14 protein-coding genes are annotated in these 15,599 nt (G+C 64.0%); 5 read left to right on the top strand and 9 right to left on the bottom strand.

Features of this window, described 5'->3' with window-relative positions:
• Nucleotides 1–64 precede the first annotated feature (64 nt).
• The 8 genes from Q2K57_RS09850 to Q2K57_RS09815 all read right to left on the bottom strand — a co-directional run bounded on the left by Q2K57_RS09850 (nt 65) and on the right by Q2K57_RS09815 (nt 11,857).
• On the bottom strand, nt 65–631 hold the full coding sequence (locus Q2K57_RS09850) for a diguanylate cyclase domain-containing protein (RefSeq protein WP_304526680.1): 567 nt from the start codon (nt 629–631) through the stop codon (nt 65–67).
• 105 nt (nt 632–736) lie between these two features.
• Nucleotides 737–2,131 carry an MFS transporter gene (locus Q2K57_RS09845; RefSeq protein WP_258396287.1) on the bottom strand — a complete coding sequence of 465 codons (1,395 nt, stop codon included), beginning with the start codon at nt 2,129–2,131 and terminating at the stop codon, nt 737–739.
• The gene (locus Q2K57_RS09840; RefSeq protein ID WP_181463073.1) at nt 2,128–3,765 is read right to left on the bottom strand and encodes a GGDEF domain-containing protein; all 1,638 of its coding nucleotides are present in this window, start codon (nt 3,763–3,765) and stop codon (nt 2,128–2,130) included. Before Q2K57_RS09840 ends, Q2K57_RS09845 begins: the two co-directional genes overlap by 4 nt.
• Before the next feature lie 336 nt (nt 3,766–4,101).
• Nucleotides 4,102–6,174 (bottom strand): CocE/NonD family hydrolase, encoded by a 2,073-nt coding sequence (locus Q2K57_RS09835; protein WP_112055056.1) that lies wholly within the window; start codon nt 6,172–6,174, stop codon nt 4,102–4,104.
• Nucleotides 6,175–6,366: 192 nt separating this feature from the next.
• Nucleotides 6,367–7,671, bottom strand: coding sequence for an acetyl-CoA carboxylase biotin carboxylase subunit family protein (locus Q2K57_RS09830; RefSeq protein WP_112055055.1), 1,305 nt, complete (start codon nt 7,669–7,671; stop codon nt 6,367–6,369).
• Nucleotides 7,672–7,944: 273 nt separating this feature from the next.
• Nucleotides 7,945–9,267: a toxic anion resistance protein gene (locus Q2K57_RS09825; RefSeq protein ID WP_369700254.1), complete on the bottom strand. Its 1,323-nt coding sequence runs from the start codon at nt 9,265–9,267 to the stop codon at nt 7,945–7,947.
• A 99-nt stretch (nt 9,268–9,366) separates the two neighbouring features.
• Nucleotides 9,367–10,299, bottom strand: a complete 933-nt coding sequence (locus Q2K57_RS09820; protein WP_112055054.1) for a cobyrinic acid a,c-diamide synthase — start codon at nt 10,297–10,299, stop codon at nt 9,367–9,369.
• A gap of 118 nt (nt 10,300–10,417) precedes the next feature.
• Nucleotides 10,418–11,857 carry a PLP-dependent aminotransferase family protein gene (locus tag Q2K57_RS09815; protein WP_112055053.1) on the bottom strand — a complete coding sequence of 480 codons (1,440 nt, stop codon included), beginning with the start codon at nt 11,855–11,857 and terminating at the stop codon, nt 10,418–10,420.
• Between the two features lie 176 nt (nt 11,858–12,033).
• On the opposite strand from Q2K57_RS09815, the gene Q2K57_RS09810 reads away from it, so the two are divergent.
• Complete coding sequence (locus Q2K57_RS09810; RefSeq protein WP_258396278.1) at nt 12,034–12,258, top strand: DUF1127 domain-containing protein; 225 nt, start codon at nt 12,034–12,036, stop codon at nt 12,256–12,258.
• An 82-nt stretch (nt 12,259–12,340) separates the two neighbouring features.
• Here the strand turns inward: Q2K57_RS09810 and Q2K57_RS09805 are convergent, their stop codons facing one another.
• Nucleotides 12,341–12,544 carry a hypothetical protein gene (locus Q2K57_RS09805; RefSeq protein WP_304524953.1) on the bottom strand — a complete coding sequence of 68 codons (204 nt, stop codon included), beginning with the start codon at nt 12,542–12,544 and terminating at the stop codon, nt 12,341–12,343.
• Nucleotides 12,545–12,641: 97 nt separating this feature from the next.
• On the opposite strand from Q2K57_RS09805, the gene Q2K57_RS09800 reads away from it, so the two are divergent.
• From Q2K57_RS09800 to Q2K57_RS09785, 4 genes are all read left to right on the top strand, one after another.
• A complete protein-coding gene (locus tag Q2K57_RS09800) occupies nt 12,642–13,229 on the top strand; it encodes a YqaA family protein (RefSeq protein WP_112055051.1) in 588 nt (195 codons plus the stop codon).
• A 160-nt stretch (nt 13,230–13,389) separates the two neighbouring features.
• A complete protein-coding gene (locus Q2K57_RS09795) occupies nt 13,390–14,400 on the top strand; it encodes an LLM class flavin-dependent oxidoreductase (RefSeq protein WP_112055050.1) in 1,011 nt (336 codons plus the stop codon).
• A gap of 115 nt (nt 14,401–14,515) precedes the next feature.
• A complete protein-coding gene (locus Q2K57_RS09790; RefSeq protein WP_112055049.1) occupies nt 14,516–15,256 on the top strand; it encodes an AzlC family ABC transporter permease in 741 nt (246 codons plus the stop codon).
• The gene (locus Q2K57_RS09785; protein WP_369700253.1) at nt 15,253–15,573 is read left to right on the top strand and encodes an AzlD family protein; all 321 of its coding nucleotides are present in this window, start codon (nt 15,253–15,255) and stop codon (nt 15,571–15,573) included. Before Q2K57_RS09790 ends, Q2K57_RS09785 begins: the two co-directional genes overlap by 4 nt.
• The last annotated feature ends 26 nt before the right edge of the window (nt 15,574–15,599 follow it).

Here is a 15,599-nt window from a genome sequence, read left to right as displayed (position 1 = left end):
ACCAGGCAGTTTTAGTACCTTTCATCGATCACGCCCCATCAGGACGTCATTCACTTGCCATGCGTTACCGGGCGGAGACGGCGCTTAGGGCACCTCGCAGGACGTCCAGCGGCATGGGGCGGTGCCAAAGGAAACCCTGCATATGCTCGATGCCAAGACCACACGGCACCGACTGCTGCTCCAGGCTCGCATCGTAACGGCGCAGACCCGGACCAAGTGATCCCTCCTTGGCGAGGTTGGCACGCCGTATCAACTCGTGGGCACTGGCGACATCGCCTGCGAACTCACAGACGCCGATGGCCACCAACGCCGAGCGCTGACCTTCGCCGACGGAATACGGAACGGTGACGTCTTCATGCACCCGTTGCGCCCACCGCCAGGTTTCCTCCTTCGTAAGGAAGTCGGCGCGAGCCACCATAATGCGATCCCTCTCTGGCAGAGACACTAGGCCACCCGGCCCCGCCAGGCAGCGCAGGCGCTCAACGAAGAGCCGTATCGCCTCATTCAAGGCCTCGCGGCCGTAGGTAGTGAGAAATTCATTGAAGTGCAGGAAATGAACGGCCGCCAGCGCCCCCTTGCGGCCTTCAGCCTGCGCCGCGTCGACCAGTCGCTGGAGTTGTTCCTGACCCAGCAGTTTATTGGGCAGCGAAGAATCAGGGTCGTAGAACGCCTGATCAGGAAGATCGTCGCTGGCCCCGTGAAGCCGTTCGGTGATGGTGATCTCATGCTCGACCAGTCAGGATTCTTTAATCGGAGCAAGAACCGCAAGCTCGCAGGCCTCCCACTGCTGAGCGGCGCGACACCCGCGAGCCTGATCGACGGCCAGACAGATCAGAATGGCCATCACGAATAGCGCAGCGCAGAGCAGAATCGAGGCCTTCAGCCCCACCACCGACTGCAGCAGGCCCAGGCCAATGATGCCGATCACGCCAGCGAGCTTGTTGGCCAGGCCCCAGAACCCGAAGAACTCGGCGGCCTTGTGCGACGGTGACAAAAGCCCTACCAGGGCGCGGCTTGCCGACTGACTCGAGCCCAAGCTGAGCCCAGCTAGACAGCCCACCACCAGGAACAGCTGTTGAGGCTGCAAGCCAAGGCCCAGATAGGCGTTTAGCCAGGCGGTCAACTCCGGCGTGGCCCAGATGGCGAGGATCGCCAGCACCCAGAGGCCAAGCGTCAGCAGATAGGTGCGCTTGGCGCCGAGCCGGTCCTGAATCACGCCGAACCCCAGCGCCCCGGCGGCGGCAGTGATCTGCACGATGATGAACATCAGGTTGCGCGTGGTGGTGTCCCAACCGATCACCTGAGCCCCGTAGATGAAGGCGAAGGCAATGATGATGTAGACGCCCGCCATCGAGAACACCAGCGAGACCAGAAAGGTACCCAGGTCGCGAAAGCGCCTGAGTTCATGAAACGTAGTACCGACCCTCGCCCAGGCGATGCCGGCATAGCCGCGCCCCGGCGGCAGACGCTGGGGCGTGCCACGCTCCCTAAGCCAGAGGAAGGTCGGAATGGCGGTGATCAGGAAGAAGCCAGCAGCGAAGGGCCCAACCCAGCGGATGCGGTCGAAGTTCTCGGCAGTGGCTTCGCCCAGCACTACCAGCGTAAAGCCCGCGGCGAACAGACCGCCGACATACCCCAGCGCCCAGCCAAAGCCGGAAATCCGGCCCAGCGCTTCCGGCGGACCGAGGTCCGGCAGAAAGGCCGCGATAAAGGATTCGCCCATAGAGTAGGCGTAATTGGAGAGCACGATCAGCACGACCCCGAGCCATACGAATCCCGGCGCCACAAAGTAAAGCAGTGCCGTGGTGGCAACGGTGGCCAGATAGCTGACGAACAGGAAGCGCTTCTTGGCCGCCGAGACGTCCATGGCGGCACCGCAGACAGGCCCGCTGGCCACTACCATCAGATAACTCAGCGCCAGAGCAGCGCTCCACAGCAGATTGGCAAAGCGATAATTATCGCCACGATCGCCGACGATAACGGTGGTGAACAGCTCGCCGAACACCACCGTGATGATCAAGAGGGTATAGGCCTGGTTGGCGAAGTCGAACATCGCCCAGCCGAAGATCTCCTTGCGGGACGCATATGCCGTCGTCGACAACGGGCGCGTGGCCACCGAGGCCAAGGTCATGCGTCCTCCGTGCCAGGCGCCCGTTCCTTGGCGACCTTAACCCGGTTGCGGCCACCGTGCTTGGCCGCATATAGCGCCCGGTCGGCGCGGCGCATGCACTGCTCGTGGGACGGGTCTCCCTTGGCCATCGCAGAAATGCCGAAGCTGGCCGTCATGCGCAGCGAGATATCTTCAAAGGGCACCTCAAGCACCTCCAGGGCGTAACGAATGCGCTCGGCGAGGGAATGCCCACCTTTTTCGCCGGTATCGGTGAGCAACAAGGCAAATTCCTCGCCGCCAATGCGTGCCGGAATATCCAGGTTGCGACACCAGGCGGTCAACACCTCGGCAGTATATTGGATGACACAGTCGCCGGCCGCATGGCCGTGGATATCGTTGACGTTTTTGAAGTGATCGATATCGAGCAGGATCACCGCGGCGGACTGACCGTAGCGTTGATAACGTTCGAAGGCCTGCTCCAGTTGCTGCATGAAATAGCGTCGATTCCACAGCCCGGTCAGGGAATCTGTAGTCGCCAGTCGCCGCAGGGCGGCTTCGGCATCCTTGCGATCACCGATCTCCTGGTGGATGCCGGCCATCATTTGCGGTCGATGATCCGGGGTCCAGCGGAATACCTTGCCATGCGCAAGCACCCAAACCCACTGTCCGTCTCGATGGCGCATGCGGAACTCAAGAGAATAGAACTCATGCTTGCCGTGAAAATGGGCATTCAAGCGCTCGAACGCTCTGGCCAGGTCATCGGGATGGACCAGCCGTTCCCAGGTAGCAGAGCTGATCGGCTCGAGTTCGGCAAGCGAATAGCCGACGATCTCCGCCCACCGCGCGTTAATGAGCAGCTCACCGGTCTGAACGTTCCATTCCCAGGACCCAGCGTGGGTGCCCTCAAGAATATTGGAAAGCCGCAGGCGTTCTTCTTCGAGGGCCCGTTCCAGCACATGCCGTTCTGTGATGTCACTAATGTAGCCGTAACACAGCCTACTGCCATCGACTTGATGGCTAAGGGTGGCGTTGCCTTCATGCCAGCGCAGCCGGCCATCAGGAAGGTAGTAGCGGTACTGGCAGTGCCAGGGGTGCTGACCGTGAGAGGCCCGTTCGATGCTGTCCAGAATATGCGGCAGGTCATCGGGATGAGCGCGAGCGAAGACCGGCGAGGCATCATCCTTGACGACGGAATAAGGCAAGCCGAAGAGTTCCTCGAAACGCTCGCTGGCATAGGGGAAATGAGAGCTGCCATCAGCACGGATACGGTATTGATAGATGACCCCAGGCACATGGCGCGCCAGTTGCGCGAGCAACATGCTGGACGCCTGTGACGACTCGACCACCGGCGGTGAGACACACAGCCGGCGACCATCCACCCAGGGGGTGAGGCGCCAAGCCAGGCGTACCGTTGCGCCGGTCCGCAACCTGGCCAGAAACGAGCAAGCCCCAAGGGTCGCCAGAGCCTCACGGCACTGCACTGCATCATCTGGGTGAAGCTGGCCTACAAACGACGCGCCCACCAGGGTGTCATCATCACTGTCGAGTGCCGCCATGAACGCAGGATTCGCCTCTAGCACTTGTCCCTCGGCGCCCAGCGCACATATCAGGTCAGTCGACTGCGCCAGCAGTGCGGCGTAATCGATCTCGCTCATGTCCATCCTGCCTTGATTATTATCTTCTCATCCCTGAGCGCTAAGCCCTGAATGTTGCAGCGTGTTATATCACTAGCCTGCAGGGTGTCAGATCAAGATGGCACCACTACGACGTTCACGCCACTACGATGCTCAAACCACAGCGATACTCAAGCCACTAAGATCCTCAAGCCACTAAGGTCCTCAAGCCACTACGACGCTCACGCCATTGAGTCGCTCCCACCATGCTGGGGAGCTCCTCAACGACCGGCTGCCCGGGACTGCCTTCACCACCTTACGATACGTGCCCCATGACGGCTCCCCATGCCGGCGTCAGACGCAAGGCCGACACAAAGGCTAGACCAAATCCCTAGGTATCGTCTCGTCCCAACTCTTGGCAAAGACCCGGGTATCGCCCTCATAGGCATCGAGGGTTGCCCGCAGGCGAAAGTTGTCGGGATCACTGGTCATCAGGGTGCGCGTCAGGGTGCGCACCTGCCAATCGCCGCGACGAAAGCTGCGCTCCCATTCCGTCCAGCCGCTGACGCTGTCATAACTGCCATAGGCGTAACGGTAGCGCTCGGTGACCCGCACCGAAATCTCCATGTCGATGTCATCGAGACGATAGGTCCCCTCGTCGTTGATCACCTCGAGCGTCGTAGTGTCATTGGCCAGGTCGCGGATCACCCGCCAGTGCTCCTGAGTCGGCTGGATAAGCGTCTTGGCAATGGGCGGCGCCCCTTCAGGTTCGGCAAACGACGGCAGACCAGCTTCTTCGGCAGGGCGTGGCACCCGCATGGGCAGGAGAAGGCGGCTCGCCGAGGGATAGACGGTCACCCGCACAGGCCGCGGTGACGGCCAGGCCAGCGGCCAATAGCTGGTCGATAGTGACAGGCGGATGGCATGGCCGACCGGAAACTGCTGGGCGATGTGCTTGAGCAGCACACGCACCCGATAGCGCCGCCCTGGCGTAAGCGGCTCGGGAGACTCGTTGCTGTCCCGATGGGTCAGGTTGAGCAGCCCGTAGGAGACCCGCGTGGCCTTGTCATCGTCAGCCACATCGATCAGGCGCAGCGCCAGCATGGCCACCGGCTGGTCGGCCGAGATATCCAGTTCGACCACCGGTTGGCCACAGATCTCAAGCGGCGCCTTGAGCCGCGCGGTCTGAAAGATCAAGGCCCCGCCGTCCTCATCACGCTGGTCATGGGGCAGGTCGGGAGGCGCATTATACGAGCACCACTTGCCCGCATAGAGGCCCACCGAGAGCGGCGAGCGAATCGTCAGCGGCGCATCTTCGGCGCCCTGGCCCTGTTCGGAAAGCTCTTGTTTGACCGGGTCCTGTTCGGCCAGCACCTCTTCGGGCAAGAGATCATGGCCCGACGTTAGTCGGAAGGGCGTCTCGACGATATTCGGCGACGGCCAAACGGGCTCCGCGATCCAGCGACCGGGGCGCTGCTGGTAGCGGGCCGAGGGCGGCGTCGATTCCTGCATCCAGACCCGCAGCATCGGCTCGTCCATGATCCCGGTGTCCTTGCCCTTGAGCCAGTGATCCCACCAGCGCAGGCCGTCCTGCAGAAATCCGATCGCCGGCCCGGGAATGCCCAGATGGGGATACTTGTGCGCCCAGGGACCGACCAGCCCCTTGCGCGGCACCTTAAGCCCGGCCAAGAGACGAAACACCGCATTGCAGTAGCCGTCGGCCCAGCCGCTGATGGCGTAGACCGGGCACTGGATGGCGGAGAAGTCCTCGCACACCGAGCCGTGGCGCCAGTAGTCATCGCGGCGCTGATGCTCGAGCCAGGTAGCAAGCCACAGCCCGCTACCATCGAGGCGCTGATGCCACATCTCGCGCCAGCGATCGCCGACCAGGGCCGGGTCCGGCGGGCTGGCATTGCCGTCGAACATGGTCGAGGCCCAGGACAGGTTGTCACCGAGCAAACAGCCACCCATGTGGTGAACGTCGTCGGCGAAGCGGTCATCGGTTGAGCACAGCGTAATCACCGCCTTGAGCTGGGGCGGGCGCAGGGCGGCGATCTGCAGACCGTTGAACCCCCCCCAGGAGATACCCACCATGCCGACATCTCCCGTGCACCAGGGCTGGCGCTCGAGCCAGTCAAGAATCTCGAGGCCGTCGTCCAGTTCCTGCTGGAGATATTCATCTGTCAGCACGCCATCGGACTCGCCACTGCCGCGGATGTCGACTCGCACACCGGCATAGCCATGCCCCGCCCAGTAGGGATGCGTCTGAACATCGCGGGCCGCAGTGAGATCGCGCTTGCGGTACGGCAAGTACTCGAGAATCGCCGGCACCGGGTCGCTGTCAGCATCCACCGGCCGCCAGATCCGGGCGGCCAGCCGGGTGCCATCGGCGAGACGAATCCAGGTCTCCTCCTCGAAGACCTCTCGCGGATACTGGGTAACGATGTGCATGAACGCCCCTCTCTATTTTTTGCCATCTATGTTCTTGCTATCTAAGTCTCTGCTATCTAAGCCTCTGCTATCTAAGCCTTTGCTATCTAAGTTCTCGCTATTGATGCGCGCGCTGCGCTCTGGCCAAGCGTGACTCCCGAGAGGCGTCGCCGAGAAATGGATACTGACCAAGGCCCGGTGGGTCGCAACGGCTCAACCGACGATGTCCTCGAACGCGAAGTTAAGCCGCGATGACAGGCTTTCGTAGTTCGCCAGCAGCTCTTCGGCGTCCTGGCCGCCCATCCATATGCAGGCCAGCGCGAAGCTATAGGCGTCCTGCTCGGGCATGCTCGACAGCTGCTGGCCAGGCGCGACCTGCAGGGTAATCTGGGTGCCGGGGAACTCGGCCTTGAGCGCAGCAAGCTCCGCCTCGCTGGGCACCTGAGTCACCCGTGCATCGACGAAGAACACTCGGTAGAAGAACATCGCCGCGATCGGGAATTCACCCTGACGATACGGCATCGCCGGACGCCGACCCAGGCCCAGATCCAGGCTCACCTGCTGGTTGCTGATGCCATCGACCTTCTCGAACAGATCGCAATGGGACTGGGAGATACGCGTGTTGATCTCCAGGAGCCACACCCGGTTCTGCACCTCATCCCAGAAATACTCGATGTTGAAGGCGGCATTGTCGTAGCCGATATGGGTCATCACCCGCTCGGTCAGGTCCTTCATCTGCGCCTGCACATCCGCGGGCAACTGCGACGGGTAGCGGTAATGGAAGAAGCTCAGCACCTGGGGATAGCGCAGCGAATCGACGATGCCGTAACTGACCACCTCGCCCTCGAAGACATAACCCTCTACGGTGCACTGCCAGCCGCCGATGATCTCCTCGGCCATGCAGAAGTGACCTTCTACCGCAGCGATCTCCGGGGGCAGCAAGGCGTGGTCGAGCACAGTATTGAAGGGGGTGGCGATCAGGCCGATATCCTCGCGCAGCCGCACGATGGCGTGAGCGAAGTCTTCGGGGCTATCGATGCGAAAGCCGAGCCGTGACCCGGAGGACTTGATGGGCTTGAGGAAAAAGGGAAAGTAGAGACCCGCCGCACGAATGGTATCCAGCGCCTGATCATCGAATGGATCAATGGCGGTGAAGGCGGGAATCACATCGGGAATCACTTGGCGCTGCACCAGCCGGCTCCAGAACTTGTGCTCGCACTTGAGCAGGCTTTCGAGGCTGGTGGTGCGGGTGCCGAAGCGCCGACACAGGATCGGCAGCATGGTCGAGACCGGAAAATCCATGTAGCCAATGATGGCGTCGATAGGCCCATCGAAGGCGTCCAGCTCGTCGCCGGCCCGCGACAGCATGCCAGCGATATCAAAGACTTCGGTGTCGTAAACATCCGTGGGCGGGATGATCCCGTGGAATTCGCAGCCCTTGGCTCCCGGCAACTGCTCGAGCCGGGCACGATTGAAGTCGTTGAGGCCTATCACGAAGATCTGCTTGGGGGTGAGCATGGCGTGCGCCTCTCTTGGCCACTAGGCCCGGGACGACCTGGGCGCCGCGCCGCAATGGCGCCGACCATGACCCATTCTGTCCGTCACAGTGCAGCATAGCTCACCCCGCGACGGGCGGTGGGCTTGTCCATGACGACCCTGCTTTATTTCACCCAGCCCTATTCTGCACGGCTCTCACCTGAACGGCCCACCTGAACGACTCACCCAGCACCTCAGGTTCGGCCCCACCAAGCGCCTGAACCGACGCTGACTCACGCGTGACGCCCGCAGCCATCATCGCCGCTTGCGGCCCTCCCCTTCGCTGCCCGCGTCATTCGTCTCGTCGTCATCTGAATGGGCGGCGAACAGATCCGGTTCGCCGCGCTCCAGGCGCTCGATGGCCGCCTCGCCGTCGCGGGCCAGGCCATCCAGACGTTCGATTTGCGCTGAAAGTTCGGGTAAAGCTTCCTGCCGGTAGCGGGAGAGGTCGTCGAGCGCCGCCATCACATCGCCGAAGGCCTGCTCGAGAGATCCCATGTCCAGCGTCGCCGAAGCGGCCCGCTTCTGCACGTCGACACCCTGCTGGCGCAGTGCCCGAGCGGTGCCGGCGATGGTCTCGGAGGTGGTGGTATTGAGGGACTCGATGCGATCCAGCACCAGCCGCTGATTGGCCAGTGCCAGCGCCACGGTGGCAGCCACGCTGAGCGCCGAGACGGTGACATTGATGGCCCGGTCGACGCCGCGCATCAGCTCGCGGTTGTTGCGGATGATCACCTCGAGAGCCAGCACGCCCTGCTGGCTGACCGCCAACTGCTGCTGCAGGTCGAGAATGCGCTGACGCAGCGGAAACAGCAGCTCTTCCTCGATAAAGCGGCGCTGTTGATCGTCGCTGGCATTGGGCAAGGCATCCTGAAGGCGCTGATCAATCAGCCGCCCGAGCGTCACCTGGCGAGCCAGCTGATGATGGATCTGGCGCAGGCTGGCCTGATCATCGCCAAGGGTCAGGTTGTCGCGCTGCAAGCGATCGCGGCCCGCCTCAAGCTCGCCGATGATGGCATCGATAGCCTGCTGGGCGGTCTCGAACTTGTGAAAGTAGCGCTGCAGGCGATTGCCGACCCCGGGAAGGGCCCCGAGCAGGCGATCGAAGCGGCCGGGGCTCAGCCGGTGCTGGTGCGGATCGAGACGCCCCATGCGATCGCGAAGGTCGGTCAGCGCCCGCGCCACCGGGCCGCCGTCCTCGCCGTGCTCGGCGAGCTGGCGCAGCGGGGCATCGAGCATACTGCTGTAATGGGCGGCCTGACGCTGCAGCGAAAGGCCCATCTCGTCGACGGCCCGGCGCTGACGGCTAGCCGCGCCCTCATCGGCGAGAATCTCTTCCACGAAATCAGCAGCCAGCGAGACGAGCTCCGAGTCGATGTCAGCATCGGCCGCATCGCTGGGCTCATCGCCAGCGGCTTCCCTGAATTCGTCGACGGACATTCTTTCAGATGCCCGCTCAGCCTCTTTATCCGTTTCACCGTGGCGCTGGCCGGTGCGGGGGTGGCGAAGCTCGGCCTCGATCACCTCGACCGGCGGCAGGGACAGACGCGAGAAGCCGCCCGCGTTTTCGTCGCTCATCGTTGCGCTCCTCGGGTTGTGATGCTCTTCACCCTAGCCCAGTTCATGACGGCGGCCCACTGGGAAAGCCGCGGCCATGCTGAGCCTGAGGTATCTTATTCAGCGGCTGCGGTCATAGCGCTCGGCGCCCTCGACGAAGCGCTTGAGCTCGGCGCACGCCTGCTCGGCGGCCAGGCTCGCCTGAGGCTTGTCGGTACGCAGCCGGGCCACCGCCACGGCGGCGTCATCCAGCGCCGTCAGGGCCGCCTCATTGCGCGCCGCCAGCTGGCGCAGCTGTCGCTCGGTGTCTTCGACCAGCGCCAGGCGACGCTTGAGAGCGATACGCTCCTCGACGGTCAGGTTGGCGGCGTCGCGGGCCAGCCGGCGCTTGACGTAGGCGGCATCCACCCCGGCGACGCCGCTGGCCTGGTGGGCCATGGCCGTCAAGTTGTCGATGGCGCCCAGGCAGACCTGCGTGACCAGGCCGCGGGCGCGCTCGTAAGCAAGCTCGCCGACCTCGAAGCGGCTCCCCAGCACGCCGAGCACATGGCGATAGCGGCTGTAGAGGCGATCGGCCTGGGGTGCATGATCGCTGCGATCCACCTCGAGCAGCGCCTGCTTGGCACGACACAATGACAGCACCAGGTCGTCGGCATCCGCCGGAGGGTGTTCGGGATCGAGAGTCTGAACGCCGGTTTCCTGGCGCTCGCTGGCCTGGCGGCGGGCGGTCTCGGCGCTTCGCTGTAGCGCCGCGCGCTGCTGTCGACGACGGGCAAGCCATCCGCGCCAGCGCCGCTCCATGGGCACCTCGGCGGCAATCGCCACGAGACCGGCAAGCCAGCCGCCCAGGCTTGGAGAAAAGCCGCCCCATAGCGACGTCAGCCACAGCAGCACCGCAAGGCTCGGCGCTACAAAAGCATAGCGCACCACCACCGGCCAGCGCCGCGGCGGTGTGGCGGGATCACCAAGTTCGGGACGGATCACCCCCAGCATCAGCCACACCAGGCTGGTGAGAAAGAGCCCGTAGGAAAATCCCTGCAGGAAACCCAGCATTGGCCACACTACCCCGCGTTCCAGAAAAACGGCATACGTATATGAGAGATGAGTGTAGAGGAAGGTTCCGGCCAGCATAAGCCCCACCGGGCCGGCTGATACCTGCCGGCGCGATGTGTCAGGCTAGCTCTCTGCCATGGGCGCAGGCGTAGAGCTTTGCCACCTCTTCACCGACGCGGCGCAGGGCTGCCTCGATGGTCGGCGTCAGGGCCGCGGCATAATTGAGGCGCAGGCACTCGCGGTACTTGCCCGACGCCGAAAACAGCGCCCCGGGGGCGATGCGCAGCCGGGCCGGCACTAGACGCTCGTTTAGGCGCATAGAGTCGATGCCACCGGGCAGTTCCAGCCACAGAAGGAAACCGCCCTGGGGGTAGCTGATGCCGGTATCGGCGGGAAAGTAGCGTCTCACCCAGCCAATCATCAGGTCCCGTTGGCGGCGATATTGAGCCACCACTGCACGCAGGTGGCGCTCGTAATATCCCTTGGCGACGAAGTCGGCAATGGCCAGTTGCGGCAGGGTCGCCGAGGCACCGGTAGAGACATACTTCATGTGCTGGACGCGGTCGCGATAGCGCCCCGGAGCGATCCAGCCCACCCGAAGCCCCGGCATCAGGGTCTTCGAAAAACCGCTGCACAGCAGTACCCGGCCATCGTCGTCGAAGGCCTTGAGCGTTCTTGGCCGCGGCGTTTCGAAGGCCAGGTCACCATAGATGTCGTCTTCGATGATCGCCACATCGAAGCGTTGCGCCAGCGCCAGCAAGGCACGCTTGCGCTCCTCCGGCATGGTATAGCCAAGCGGGTTGTTGCAGGTCGGGGTGAGCTGGATTGCACGAATCGGCCATTGTTCCAGCGCCAGCTCCAGGGCCTCCAGGCTGATGCCGGTGCGAGGGTCGGTGGGAATCTCCAGCGCCTTGAGGCCATTGGCCTGTAGTATCTGCATGGTGCCGTAGAAACTCGGCGAATCCACCGCCACCACGTCTCCTGGTGCGGTCAGTGTCCGAATGGCGATCGACAGCGCCTCCTGGCAGCCGGTGGTGACCAGCACGTCATCGGGGTGCAGCAGGCTGCCCGCGCCCGCCATCAGCCGCACGATCTGCTGTCGCAGGGCGAGACTGCCGGCCAGGGCATCGTAGTTCAGGTCCTGGCCACTAGCATGCCGATAGCGCTCGGCCAACAGGCGATGCAGCGGCTTCAAGGTCGGACAGGCGAGATCGGGGATACCACGCCCCAACAGCAGCACGTCGTCGTCGGGCGGGTGGCGCTCCACCAGTTCCAGAACCTGGTCCCAGCGCGAGACATCCAACGGCCGCTGCGCCGGGCGCGTCACCGCCGGCAGACTCGTAGGGGTTGGCTGCGAGCGCACGAAAAACCCCGATTTGGGCCGCGCCTCTACCAGCCCGGCATCCTCTAGCCGAGCATAGGCGGTCTGCGCCGTGGAGATGCTGACCGCGAATTCGCGACACAGGGCCCGGATCGACGGCAGCCGATCCCCCCCGCGATAGATGCCGCCGTCGATACGCCGACGCAGCTCGTCGGCCAGTTGCGCATAGCGCGTCATGACAGTTATCTCCACGTCACCGGGACATCGATACAGATAGGCTCATCACGGGCCATACAGTGGGCTTACCCCACCATCTGTATGGATAACTTTTAAACTCTCTATATCTGTATGGCAAGTCGCGCCGGTCATAAGCTGATGGTGGTTACATCGACAAGCGACTTCGGAGATTTGCCATGCGACTCGCTCACCGCCCAAGGCTTCTTGAAAGACTCCCGCTTTTATCGCTGACTCGGCTCGCCGGGCGGTATGACAGGTTACGCCAGCGGCTTCGCTACCTCAGCCAACGCCAGGCCTCGCGTCGCGCGCTGCTGATGCTGGACGATCATCAGCTCATGGACATCGGCAAATCCCGCCGCCAGGCCGAACAGGAAGGCCGCAAGCCTTTCTGGCAGAGCTGAGGGCTGCGTGGCTGGAGGGCTGGAGGGATGGAAAACGTGGCAGAAAAAAAGAAAGCTGAAAGACGAGCAGGATGACACTCGCTCAAGGCACCAAAAGCTTCGCTGCCAGGGCAAGGCCGGCCATGATCAAAGCGGTCATCATGGCGATGTCCACCAGAGCGTTGAGGCGGGGTTCGTTCAGCCAGCCGCTAAGGCGGGTTCGCCAGCGACGAGACGAAACAGGAGATGTCGAACGGCGAGTGGCGCCGTGTCGGGGCTTTTGGTGACGATGCTTTTGGATAGTCATCGGCGCCTCCCGCCCAAGCTGGGCTATCGGCCTTTCATCATAGTCCGCTCGCCGCCGCTGGTATACTGGCCTCCCAACATCCAGTTGCCGAGATGCCATGCTCCGCTCCCTGACCTCTGCCCGTCGCTGGCTTTCGCGCCTGAGCGCCTCGCGCCACGCCCTGTGGCTGCTGGGCCTTGCCTCGGTGCTGGAAACGCTGCTGGTGCCGATCCCCATTGAAGTGATCCTGATTCCCTGGATGCTCGCCGAGCCTCAGCGCCGCTGGCGTCTCGCCGGGGTGGCGCTGGCCGGCAACCTGTTCGCCGCCCTCATCGGTTATGGCCTCGGGAGCCTCGCCATGGCCCAGTGGGGCGATGCCTTGCTGCCGCTCTTTGGCGGCGAATCGGCTTACCAGGCCTTTCAGGCGCGCTTCCTGGACAACGGCTTCGTGGCCATCCTGGCCGTCGGTGTCATCCCCATACCCTTCCAGACCGCCATGCTGGTGGCAGGCGCCAGCGACTACCCGCTACCGCTATTCCTGCTGGCGGCGCTGATCGGCCGCGGGCTGCGTTACTTCGGCCTGGCGCTGCTGGTGGCGCTGGCCGGCGAGGCCGCATTGGGTCTGTGGAAGCGCCATGCTCGCCCGCTGGGAGCCGGCCTGACCGTGATGGCCGGTTTTTGGCTGGCCTGGGAGCTGGTTAGCTAGCCTGTCAAACGCTAGGGAAGCCGTCACGGCAGGATAGCCGTTAGCAGGCACGTCACGCAGGGGAGCCGTCGACCCTTGTTATTATCGAACAAGACCTCCATGCTGCAATCATGAGGATGCTAACAATCCTCCCTTACTCTGATTCCAGCCAGGAGTCCCCATGTCACGTCTCGCCCACTCACGTCTCTCGAACACGGCCCTGTCGGTGCTCGACCTGGCACCAATTCGCCAAGGCGGCAGCGCCGCCGATACGTTCAAGGAAACCGTCGCCCTCGCTCAGCAGGCCGAGCGGCTGGGGTTCAGCCGCTACTGGCTCGCCGAGCACCACAATATCGAGGGCATCGCCAGCGCGGCCACCTCGGTACTGATCGGCCATGTGGCCGGCCAGACCGAGCGCATCCGCGTGGGCAGCGGGGGCATCATGCTGCCCAACCATCCGCCGCTGGTGATCGCCGAGCAGTTCGGCACCCTGGCCACCCTCTACCCGGATCGCATCGACCTGGGCCTGGGGCGCGCACCAGGCTCTGACGGCGCCACCATGGCCGCCATGCGCCGCAATCCCCAGGCCGGCGTCAACGACTTCCCTGAACGGCTCGAGGAGCTACGGGGCTATCTCGACGAGGCGAGCCCTGGCCAGCGGGTCAAGGCGATTCCCGGTCAAGGCACCCATGTCCCCACCTGGCTGCTCGGCTCCAGCGACTACAGCGCCAGGCTAGCCGCCAGGCTCGGTCTGCCCTTCGCCTTCGCCGCCCAGTTCGCGCCTGCCCAGCTGCTCGAGGCGCTCAGGCTCTATCGCGACAACTTCCAGCCCTCGGCGGTTCTGGACGCCCCCTACGCGATGGTCGGCCTGCCGGTGATCGCCGCCGAGAGCGATCTCCACGCCCAGTACCTGGCGACTACCGCCCAACAGAAGTTTCTCAACCTGATCCGGGGTCGGCCGACCCGCTCGCTGCCTCCGGTCGAGGCACTGGACTGGAATGCCCGTGAGCGGGCGCAGGTCGAGCAGTTCCTTGGGGCAGCGGTAATCGGCGGGCCCGAGACGGTCAAGCAGCAGCTCGAAAGGGTCATCGAGGTCACCGGCGCCGATGAGCTGATGCTGCATACGGATGTCTTCGCCCAGCAGGACCGGCTGCAAAGCTATGAGATCGTCGCCGGGGTATGGCGGAGCTGAGCCACGGCTCGCCATCGTCCGGGTTGCCCGTCATGGGGATAGGGCGCAGCATACGGCCTTTGGCCTGCTGCTTTAGCAAGCTCACGTTCTCGTCCTGACCCGATCGCGAGGCGCCATGTCTTCAAACCCGTCTTCTCCTCCCACCCCGGGCGCCCGGCTCGACCGGGCCGGCACGTTATCCGGCCTCAAGCGCATGGCGCCGATGTCGCTGTTCGTGATCGCCTTCGGCCTGGCGTTCGGGGTGGCAGCGCTGCAACAGGGCCTGTCTGGGCTCGAGACGCTGCTGATGAGCGGCCTGGTGTTCGCCGGTGCCGCCCAGTTCGCGGTGCTGGACCTGTGGGGCCCCGAGATCCCGGTGATCGCGCTGATCGCCACCACCTTCGCCATCAACGCCCGTCACCTCCTGATGGGCGCCTCGCTCTATCCCTGGCTGCGCCACCTGCCGCCCCGGCAGCGCTACTCAAGCCTGCTCATCTTGAGCGACTCCAACTGGGCCATGGCGGCGTCGGACTACCGGCGCGGCGAGACGAATGTCGGCATGCTGGTCGGTGGCGGCCTAGCGCTGTGGATGGCCTGGATGGTCGGCACGCTGATCGGCGTGGTGTTCGGCAGCGGCATCAGCGACCCCGAGCGCTTCGGCCTGGACGTGATCATGGGCTGCTTCCTGCTGGCCATGCTGGTAGGCGGCACGCGGGACCCCTGGGTGCTTCTGCCCTGGGGCGTGGCGGCTCTGGCGAGCATGGCGGCATTGGCCTGGATGCCGGCCAATGCCCATGTGATCGTCGGCGCCCTGGCGGGCGGCGTCACCGGATTGCTGATGCCACCTCGGTCGGCGAAGCAGGAGGCCGCGTCATGAGCCTGCCCATGAACCTACCCGTAAGCCCCGCAGGAGCCCTGGCCGCCATCGTCATCATGGCGCTGGTGACCTATCTGACTCGCGCCGGCGGCGTGCTGGTGATGTCATGGGTGCCGATCGGGCCGCGCGTCGAGCGCTTCATCAACGCCATGGGCGGCTCGGTGCTGGTGGCGGTGATCACACCCATGGCGGTCAACGGCGACATCGCCGCGCGTCTGGCGCTTGCCGCCACCCTGGGGGTGATGCTGGCGACCCGCAAGCCGCTGCCATCGATCGGCGCCGGCATCGTCACCGCCGCCCTGTGGCGGCTGATCTAAGCGTCGGCTAGCGCTTGTTTATACAG

This window comes from Halomonas sp. I5-271120 (assembly GCF_030553075.1).
GTDB lineage: Bacteria > Pseudomonadota > Gammaproteobacteria > Pseudomonadales > Halomonadaceae > Onishia > Onishia taeanensis_A.
This window is presented reverse-complemented; position numbering and strand designations above follow the sequence as displayed.

Excerpts from the sequence above, each read along its gene's own strand:
- Q2K57_RS09845 (WP_258396287.1), bottom strand. The coding sequence starts at position 2,131 with ATGACCTTGGCCTCGGTGGCCACGCGCCCGTTGTCGACGACGGCATAT.
- Q2K57_RS09840 (WP_181463073.1), bottom strand. The coding sequence starts at position 3,765 with ATGAGCGAGATCGATTACGCCGCACTGCTGGCGCAGTCGACTGACCTG.
- Q2K57_RS09835 (WP_112055056.1), bottom strand. The coding sequence starts at position 6,174 with ATGCACATCGTTACCCAGTATCCGCGAGAGGTCTTCGAGGAGGAGACC.
- Q2K57_RS09830 (WP_112055055.1), bottom strand. The coding sequence starts at position 7,671 with ATGCTCACCCCCAAGCAGATCTTCGTGATAGGCCTCAACGACTTCAAT.
- Q2K57_RS09825 (WP_369700254.1), bottom strand. The coding sequence starts at position 9,267 with ATGAGCGACGAAAACGCGGGCGGCTTCTCGCGTCTGTCCCTGCCGCCG.
- Q2K57_RS09820 (WP_112055054.1), bottom strand. The coding sequence starts at position 10,299 with ATGCTGGGTTTCCTGCAGGGATTTTCCTACGGGCTCTTTCTCACCAGC.
- Q2K57_RS09815 (WP_112055053.1), bottom strand. The coding sequence starts at position 11,857 with ATGACGCGCTATGCGCAACTGGCCGACGAGCTGCGTCGGCGTATCGAC.
- Q2K57_RS09810 (WP_258396278.1), top strand. The coding sequence starts at position 12,034 with ATGCGACTCGCTCACCGCCCAAGGCTTCTTGAAAGACTCCCGCTTTTA.
- Q2K57_RS09805 (WP_304524953.1), bottom strand. The coding sequence starts at position 12,544 with ATGACTATCCAAAAGCATCGTCACCAAAAGCCCCGACACGGCGCCACT.
- Q2K57_RS09800 (WP_112055051.1), top strand. The coding sequence starts at position 12,642 with ATGCTCCGCTCCCTGACCTCTGCCCGTCGCTGGCTTTCGCGCCTGAGC.
- Q2K57_RS09795 (WP_112055050.1), top strand. The coding sequence starts at position 13,390 with ATGTCACGTCTCGCCCACTCACGTCTCTCGAACACGGCCCTGTCGGTG.
- Q2K57_RS09790 (WP_112055049.1), top strand. The coding sequence starts at position 14,516 with ATGTCTTCAAACCCGTCTTCTCCTCCCACCCCGGGCGCCCGGCTCGAC.
- Q2K57_RS09785 (WP_369700253.1), top strand. The coding sequence starts at position 15,253 with ATGAGCCTGCCCATGAACCTACCCGTAAGCCCCGCAGGAGCCCTGGCC.